Source organism: Holospora elegans E1 (assembly GCF_000648275.1).
Lineage (GTDB): Bacteria > Pseudomonadota > Alphaproteobacteria > Holosporales > Holosporaceae > Holospora > Holospora undulata_A.
Map to the genome: position 1 here is coordinate 1 of NZ_BAUP01000027.1, position 8,576 is coordinate 8,576.

Annotated in this window: 5 protein-coding genes and 2 pseudogenes; 1 reads left to right on the forward strand and 6 read right to left on the reverse strand. The window is 32.9% G+C overall.

All coding sequences use genetic code 11. The annotated features are described in order from the left end of the window. Positions 1-80 precede the first annotated feature (80 nt). The 5 genes and pseudogenes from HE1_RS06805 to argS all read right to left on the reverse strand — a co-directional run bounded on the left by HE1_RS06805 (position 81) and on the right by argS (position 7,346). Positions 81-910, reverse strand: a pseudogene (locus HE1_RS06805) (IS5 family transposase). A 123-nt stretch (positions 911-1,033) separates the two neighbouring features. Further along, a complete protein-coding gene (locus tag HE1_RS00465; RefSeq protein WP_162480089.1) occupies positions 1,034-4,654 on the reverse strand; it encodes a hypothetical protein in 3,621 nt (1,206 codons plus the stop codon). A 173-nt stretch (positions 4,655-4,827) separates the two neighbouring features. Beyond that, positions 4,828-5,484 carry a hypothetical protein gene (locus HE1_RS00470; RefSeq protein WP_035543356.1) on the reverse strand — a complete coding sequence of 219 codons (657 nt, stop codon included), beginning with the start codon at positions 5,482-5,484 and terminating at the stop codon, positions 4,828-4,830. Between the two features lie 142 nt (positions 5,485-5,626). Further along, the gene (locus tag HE1_RS06285) at positions 5,627-6,508 is read right to left on the reverse strand and encodes a DALR anticodon-binding domain-containing protein (RefSeq protein WP_052567131.1); all 882 of its coding nucleotides are present in this window, start codon (positions 6,506-6,508) and stop codon (positions 5,627-5,629) included. A 7-nt stretch (positions 6,509-6,515) separates the two neighbouring features. Then, positions 6,516-7,346, reverse strand: coding sequence for an arginine--tRNA ligase domain-containing protein (argS, locus tag HE1_RS06290; protein WP_052567132.1), 831 nt, complete (start codon positions 7,344-7,346; stop codon positions 6,516-6,518). A 227-nt stretch (positions 7,347-7,573) separates the two neighbouring features. On the opposite strand from argS, the gene HE1_RS10555 reads away from it, so the two are divergent. After that, positions 7,574-7,825: a hypothetical protein gene (locus tag HE1_RS10555; RefSeq protein WP_035543359.1), complete on the forward strand. Its 252-nt coding sequence runs from the start codon at positions 7,574-7,576 to the stop codon at positions 7,823-7,825. Positions 7,826-7,892: 67 nt separating this feature from the next. Here the strand turns inward: HE1_RS10555 and HE1_RS10560 are convergent. Then, a pseudogene (locus tag HE1_RS10560) lies at positions 7,893-8,576 on the reverse strand (integrase core domain-containing protein); the annotation flags it as partial.

The window sequence follows — 8,576 nt, forward strand, 5'->3', positions numbered from 1 at the left end:
CCCGTATTGTGGAAATACATTTTTAATACTAAAATTATTTACTATTTTTTTAGTATTTAATTGGACATCTTTGGAAACTATCATTTAGGTAACTCCATATTGTAAATATCAAAGATGAGGGGGAATCTTAGCCCAAATTTTTTTCGTCTATTTCTATATTCATCTGCTATGATTTTAAATCGCTTAATCATTCCTATGACATTTTCATTGGCGCTCTTTTCGCTCGCGAGTTCTTGATTTTTCTGCTTACCCCCTTATGGTAAAGGGGGGCGTACTTTTCTTTTTTGGTAATTCGGATTTGCGATGCATCTTTTGTATCCCTTGATATCCCTGTTATCACTTTAACTTTACTGTGCACCATAGTTTTAGATTCCTTAAATAGGCACTGTTTTCCATTAGAAATTCCGTACATATCACTTGTTTTATCTTTTTATCACCCACAATTTGCGGCTTTAAGGTGTGTCTTTGCTTTTTACCTGATAATACTTTTTTTATTGTTATTTTTTTGCTTGTTTTTTCCTTTTTTTGGGCGATCTATAGGCGTTTCTGTAGCGTCTATCAGCACAACTTCATACTCCACATCGCTCTTGAGCAATGCTTTGCAACCGGGAAGCGCAAAATTAGGGTGCTTTATAAGGGTATTCTCTATCCACTTTATTATATCGTATGTTGTATTTTCGCTTAATCCATAGCCTTGACTAACATGAAAATATGTCCGATATTCTCTGACATATTCCAGTGTCATAAGCAGTCTATCTTCTATACTTAGCTTGCTTTTTCGACCACCACGAGCGTTCTTCTTTATTTCTTTTTATTTAATATTTAGCATTTTATAGAATGTAGCTTTCTTGACTCTGTTTAATCTCCGAAATTTTTCCCCCCTTAATTCTTTGATCTGTTCGTATTTAATATGTATTAGACATACAATTTCCAAAAAGGTTTTATGTATAAAAAAGGGAAGGATAAGATAGCATCCTTCCCATTGTATATATGCTTTAATAGTCTTTAAGAGAAATAATGCATCCCCATGGTATTAGTTTTTAGCCATCACAGCATCTTCATGATTTTCTGGGCGTGCACATCCTGCTAATTTGAATGTTTCGGCAGAATAATTGTTTTCATCAAGCGCACATCCATAAATCTCTGATAGCGTTTTGATTGTATCCGATATAAGTCCAATAGCGCATCGTTTTTCGCCTTTCGCCCCTTCATCAACTGCGCCTTCTAATAAATGAACTAGCCTTGCGTAAGGACCAAACGCAATAAGGTCGTTTTTCATCTCTTTTTCTATATATTCCTTTTCATTTTCTAAAAACACATTTTTTAGCTTTCTTTTTAAAATTGAGTAGTGCGAAGGATCAATATATTTTGGTTTTGCTACTGATTTTCCATCATAAATATCCATGAAAACTTCCGTTAACTCATCCAAACATTCTTTCGCTTTACTTAAGTCTTGAACTTTAGCGTATTCTTCTGAGAAATTTTTCAAATATTTTTTCATTGCATCAAATGAAGCAATTTTGAAATACTGAATTCTATCGGTTGCACTTTGATTGTTTTTGTGATCGTTTTCTTCTGATATTCCCTTAAGAATTTCTGATAAATTTTTTACAACAAATTGTCTGGCATTTTGTCGTGGAAGATTGCGTTCTGCTAACTTTATCTTTTCAGCATAATTGAATTCTCCTAACAAAATCTCGTAGTTTTCTTTTCCTAATTTTGAAATAAATAACTTTTCCCCCAGTTTACACTTTTCAGGATTGTACTTAATATTTTTTTCAGGATCTTCTATACGATTTTCTAAATATTTAAAAAATTTATTACTTGTTTTATCTTTTTCTTCCGTGTCTGCCTTTAAAAAATCAAAAATTCTTTGGGATAGATCAAAAAGTCCAGTAACAGCCTCGCTGCGATTTCCTGGATCGTTTAAATTCTTATAAGATATCATAAATTTTTCTAGCGCTTTATGTAAAGGGCCGTAGTTTTCGTGGCCTTTTTCTACTTGTTCAATCAAAGCGTCATACACTGTTTCGTCTTCTGGATTTTGCTCTTGTACGACAATATCTAATACTTTATTTTTTTCGTCGTTAATTTTGATTACAAGATTTTGCAATTCATTACATTCCTTGTCTTTATCGCTCTGATCGTAAATTATCGAGTTAATGATCATATTGATATAAGCATGATGGGTTGGAATAAACCATGAATCAGGAAAATCAAATGTTTTCTTAATACACTTTTCAATGTAAGGAATAAAATTTTTATTTTTAGTCCGCTTCCCTTGAATCAATTTTTCTGGTTGACTGCCTTCTCTTTGAAGCGATTTTTCTTTTTGAAGCATATCATTAAAAAACGTATTTAAATTTCTATTTGCTTTTTCAATTTGCATTAACCGAATCTTTTGCTGCTCCTTTAAAGCATCTATGATGGTTTTAAATTTAGAGATTTTTAAATCTTCTACATTCTGAGGGTAATCTTCAGGGGAAAAATTTCTTAAGCAGAATAATAAAGATTGTGATTGTTCAACCGTATTAGAAGCCTTTTCAAAAAATGCTAGCGCTTCTTTTCTTTCTTTAGAACCTCTATCTTTTTTTAAATCTTCAAATTTTTTAAAGAGCTCTGAATTTTGATCCCCCTTATTTTTTATAATGGTTTGCAGATTTTCAGAAATCTCTTTGTAAGAAAGACCGATGAGCCCTAAATACTGCTCCAATGTTCTTATTTCGGAGATTTTTAATACATCGTGCTCTAATAAACTTAGTTTTTTCTCTTTAGGCAAAAGCTGTATTGCTCCTTTAACAAAAGAATACGCTTCATTTGACTTATCTAAATTAATTTTTTCATTATTTATGTAAAGACAAAGATTTTGATTATTTATTTCAATTCCCGTTAAACGATTTGCTACGACACACTGTAAATTTTCGTACTTGCTTCTATTTTCTGCATCAGAGAAATTTGAGAGATTTTTTAAAACTTCGGTAAAAATTCTAGATTTTTTCTGAAAAGGAACATCGTCAAATTTTTTGAAAGCATAATTATTTAATACTTTATCGTTATTTAAAGCATATAAAATGTAATCGTAAGAAAGTCCAGTGATATCCAAATATTGTTCCAGTTCAAAATCGATATACGGATCAGAAATTCTAGATATACTTTGCTCTAATAAACTTAGTTTTTGTTCTTTAGGCAAAAGCTGGATTGCTCCTTTAACGAAAGCATACGCTTCATTTGACTTATCTAAATAATTAATTTTTTCATTATTTATGTAAAGACAAAGATTTTGATTATTTATTTCAATTCCCGTTAAACGATTTGCTGTGATACACTGTAAATCTTTGTACTTACTTCTATTTTCTACATCAGAGAAATTTGAAAAATTTTTTAAGGCGTAGTTAAAAATTCCAAATTTTTCCTGAAAAGGAAAATCGTCAAATTTTTTGAAAGCATAATTATTTAATACTCTATCGTTATTTAAAGCATATAAAAATGTAATCGTAAGAAAGTCCAGTGATATCCAAATACCGTCCACTTGAAGATCGATATATGGATCAGAAACTCTAGACATAGCTTGATCTAATAAACTTAGTTTTTGTTCTTTAGGCAAAAGCTGGATTGCTCCTTTAACGAAAGCATACGCTTCATTTGACCGATCTAACGTAATTTTTTCATTATTTATGTAAAGACAAAGCTCTTGATCATCTATTTCAATTCCCGTTAAACGATTTGCTGTGATACACTGTAACGCTTCGTACTTACTTCTATTTTCTGCATTAGGAGCATCAAAAACTTTTCTTAAAATGTTGCCAAAATTTTCAGCAAAAACTTTTTTAGCTAGTTCTGGAAAAATAAGCATTGTCTTAAGTATAGGGCTTTTCAATAGCGTTTCAGATTCCATATTTAATAAATCTATATAGGTGTGTTTTTCATTATTAAAATGTTTACTGAGAAAAGTACATAAAGCTTGCTCAAGATTTTTTGGATTCTCTAGTTGCAATTCATTTATCAAGTTAGAAAGACGTACTTCTTCCTTCCATTTTTCATTTTTTTCCAAAGAAGAAAAAAGATGATACAAAAGTTTTGCATTACTTTGTGCTGCTATTCTTTGTAATAAAACTAAATTAAAATAATCATTTTTAGAGAAAACCTCAAAAACTTTATCAAAATCATCTGAATCACCAATATCAGAAAAATAATTTAGGATTTCAGTAAGCACTTTTTTATTGTCTTGAAAAGACAGGAATACGCAGTTCAGCGCATCGGGAGTATTTATTAAGCTACTTAAAAAATCGAAAGCTTCTTTTTTGTAGAACTTGCTGGGGTCGTCTAAGTGCCTATTCATTTGGTCTAGGGTACTCAAAGATTCAAAAATATAAGCAAAAGTTTTTGGATGGGCACGACTTTCTTGAATGCTTTTTAATGAAGAATTCAATACCTGAGAAAAAAAAATTGAATCATTAGTATTCCAAAAATCATTCATCCCTTGTCTTTGTTTTAGTTTAATCTGCTCAAGATTCCTACACTGATCAACGCAATGTAAAAAAGTATTAATCGCTTTTCTGCTTTCTAAGGAGGGGGCTAAAGTTAGGATATTACAGATAGAAACTACATCTTCAGCGCTTAATTCTTTTAGCGACATTGCATGGTCATTATTCATATTTGTCGCATAATTTCCTGATTGTAAACAACGTAGGCACTCATATTGAGTCGTTTCATTCATTTGTTTGTTTTTAAAAAAAGTATCCTTGCTACAAGAGGTGACACGCCATATGGCTGCTACTGTATGCAAGATACTGACATTTTCTCTAAGTAGATGTGATAAACTGCCAATTATTTTAAGTTTTTTTCTTTTATATTAATTTTTTCGACCGTGTCATCTGTTTTTTCTATATCAATGTTTATTTTAGAATCAAGAGCAAGATCTAATACACTGAAAGCTTTTCCCAAATAGTTTGCAGAGGTGGTGTCTGAGTTAAGACTTTCTGACAAACGATAAAACAAGTCAATGAATGCACTGGAATTGCTGTGATTTAAAACCGTTAAAACATACTTTGCGTCATTTTTATTTAAACTAAACAAAACATCAAAAAATTTTCTCGGACTAACTTTTCCTAGAGCTGCTTTTAACGCTGTTGCCTCAGGAGTATTTCTGTTTAAAACATCGGAAAGTAATCTTTGAGAATTGGAACTATCTAAAAGCATTCTTGAAGCGTCGTCTTGATTCAGCGGCTCTGCCTCAAAAGGAATGCGACTTTCTGTAATATTATCTTTAGCATTAAGCATTTTTGCTAAGGAACGATCAAGCGCATCTGCCTTTGTGCACCAAGAATTAAGATCAGCTCTTTGAAGCTGAACTTCTTGAGACTGATTAGAAAAACCAGAATTAGATTGCTGGTTCTTATTACCAGGGGAAGCTTGAGCGACATTTTCAACAAAGCTGCCTCCAAAACTACTTAGTATTAAAACAAGTAAAAATTTTTGATTCATAAATAAAATTAGCTTTTTCTACTTGTTTATTTTAATACAAAATTAACAAAATTTCAAGACTTTATTTAATTTTTATGATCTAATTTCTGCGGACTGCGTTTGAGGAAATTTTTATTGAGAATTTTTTCAAAAATATGAATAACTATAACTCTTCTTTTGCTTTAATTCCCAAAAGTGCTAATCCTTGTTTCAAAACGATGGCTATAGCTTGAACCCATACTAAATTTTCTAAAGAACGCTCTTTCTCTTGCCTGTCTAAAAACCGAAGTTCTGCTTGATGATTTCCCTGTTGCCATACACCATGGAAACATTGCGCTAGTTTATAAAGACCTGAGCAAAGGATGTGAGGTTCTCTAGATTGAGCAGCATTGTCAACAAGACGGGGAAAATTTAACGCAAGTCCTATTCCTTCTTTATATTCTTTTCCCCAGGAACTGATTTTTATATCTCTCCACCATTCTTTTTCTGCAAGAAAGGGCCAAAGGTGTACCCCATGACGCAATACCGAACAACATCTTGCGTGCGCATATTGAATATAAAATATTCCATTGTCTTTTGTGCACGCTTTCATTTCTTGAATATCTAAATCAAAATGCGTATCTGCTTTTTTACTAACCATAAAAAATCTAAACGTATCTGCGTCGACGTACTGCAAAATATCTTGAATAGAAACAAAAGTTCCGGTACGTTTTGACATTTTTATGGGGCGTTTTTCAGAAAAAAATCTTACCATTTGACAACAAATCATCTCTAAATGAACAGAGTTTTCCGCTAAAGCTTCAATTGCACCTTTAAGACGCGTAACATGACCTATATGATCTGCTCCTAAAATGTCAATACAGATGTCAAATTTTCGGCGCACTTTATCCATATGATAGGCAAGATCGGCTGCAAAATAGGTCCAAGTACCATCAGGTTTGCAAAGCGCTCTATCTTGGGCGTCTCCCCACAAGGTCGTACGTAATAAAGGTAAAGGCTGACACTGGATGGAGGTTAGCGAATTATTGGATTTTGGAGCATCCATGATGCCTTCATAAAACCCACCCCTTTTCTTTTAGCTTAGAAAAAACAGAATTTATTGCTCCATACTGATACAAAAAGCGCTCGCAAGTAAAAACATCATGACAAATATTTAATGCTTTTAGATCTTCTTGAATCAGATGCATAACGTGTTGTACCGAAAAAATACCAATATATGGCTCCCAAACTGATTCAGGAACATGAACCCATGCATCTTTTTCTTGTTCTACAAGGGTTTGTGCAATGTATTGGATATATTCTCCAGGATAAGATTGCAAGTCTTCTTGAGCGTACCCTAATAGCGTTTTGTATGCACTATAAACAGATTTTGCTAACAGTGAAATCTGGTTTCCTGCATCATTTACGTAATATTCCCGGGTTACTGTATACCCCGCGCTTTCCATGATGTTTGCTAAAACATCCCCTACTACGGCGCATCTTCCATGACCTACATGCAAAGGACCAGTGGGATTTGCAGAAACATATTCAATATTGACAGAAATTCTTTTTTCAGGATTTTGGCCGTATGTCTGAAAATTTTCTAAAATTTCTTTCGTCCATAGTCCCCATAAGCAAGGCTCTACTGTGATATTTACAAATCCTGATCCAGCAACTTCTGCTTTTTTTACTCCTTTGAAAGATTGAACATGGCCACAAATTCGCTGAGCAATATTTACAGGAGACTTTTTAAATTTTTTAGCCGCAGAAAAAGCTCCATGAGTGGTAAAATCTCCGTGGCTTCTTTGCGTTAAAAGAATAAAATCTAGTTCTATTCCATCGTAGCCTTCCTGGATTAATTGATTTTCTACCCAAGTTTTAAGTGCGAAAAGAAATTTTTCCATACACAAAAATAAAATTTTATATCTTTTAAGTGTAGCAGCTTTTAGTTTTAAACACTATGGCTTATTCTGTAAGAGTGCCATACATTTTAAACGAAAAGGCACGATAAAAACGAGCTAGCAATAAAGCAACCTAAGGAGTTTATACCAAATCCCATCACTAAATGCACAGAGATACAGACGTTTGAGGAAGAGCGTATAATATTATAATAAAATTATAAGGACAAAGAATGGCTTATGTGTCGAAATTAATAGAAAATTATGCTGTTGAATTTCTACCCCAAAATTTAAAACGGATTGGAAAAGATGCTTTGTTGGGGGAAAAATTGCAGGCTGTAATAGCGGAAGTATATGATATCCAGAACTATAGCCATTTAGCCCGAAGATGGGATTTAGAAGAATGCGGAAATGGCCTCATAAAGTCTATTAAATGCATTAATTTGGCATTTAATCCATGTTTAGTCCCAGCAAGAAGTGGTTAGGATTAGGTATAAAATATTCAAGATGAATCGTCCACTGATTTAGAATAAATTGCCAAGGAATTTTTCCTTTGATACCTTTTAGTCGTTTAGCAAAGTTGTAAGCCATCAGATAAGCACGCACATGCTGTTTTAGCTCATCATGAGAAGCATAATGAAAGCTATTAACTGTTGCTTCTTTTAGAGTTCTATTCATTCGCTCTACTTGCCCATTATTCTGTGGATACTTTATCTTAATTCTCATTACAAACACGCTCAAAGATATGAGTGAATGCATGTTTATGATGATCATGGTTGGTGAATTGAATTCCGTTATCTGCAAGGTATAAGGTACAGAATTAATAAGGTTGCACAAAACCGCTGCAGTACTCATTTTAGTCTGACTTTTAGAAGCTCTGCATATGCAAATTTTGATGTTCTTATTTATTCCCTACATATAAATAGCTTACCTTCAGCTGTCCTTACTTCTGCACTATCTATATGAAAATAACCACTAGGATAGTGCTAGATAGTTCTTTTTTATCAGAGCAGCCATGACGCCTTAAGCAACGATGAAGACTTGATTGGCTTAAATGTGGAATAGTTTCTTGTAAGCTATATAATACTTCATCCTCTTGAATGCAACACTTGCTTCTTCTTCAGACTCTGAAAGCACAGTAGATTTGATCTTTTTAAGACCGATAGGGAGATCTTTTGTATCTTCTCGATTCTTCCATTTGATAATTGTTTTTGGATTAACATTAAATAGTATAGC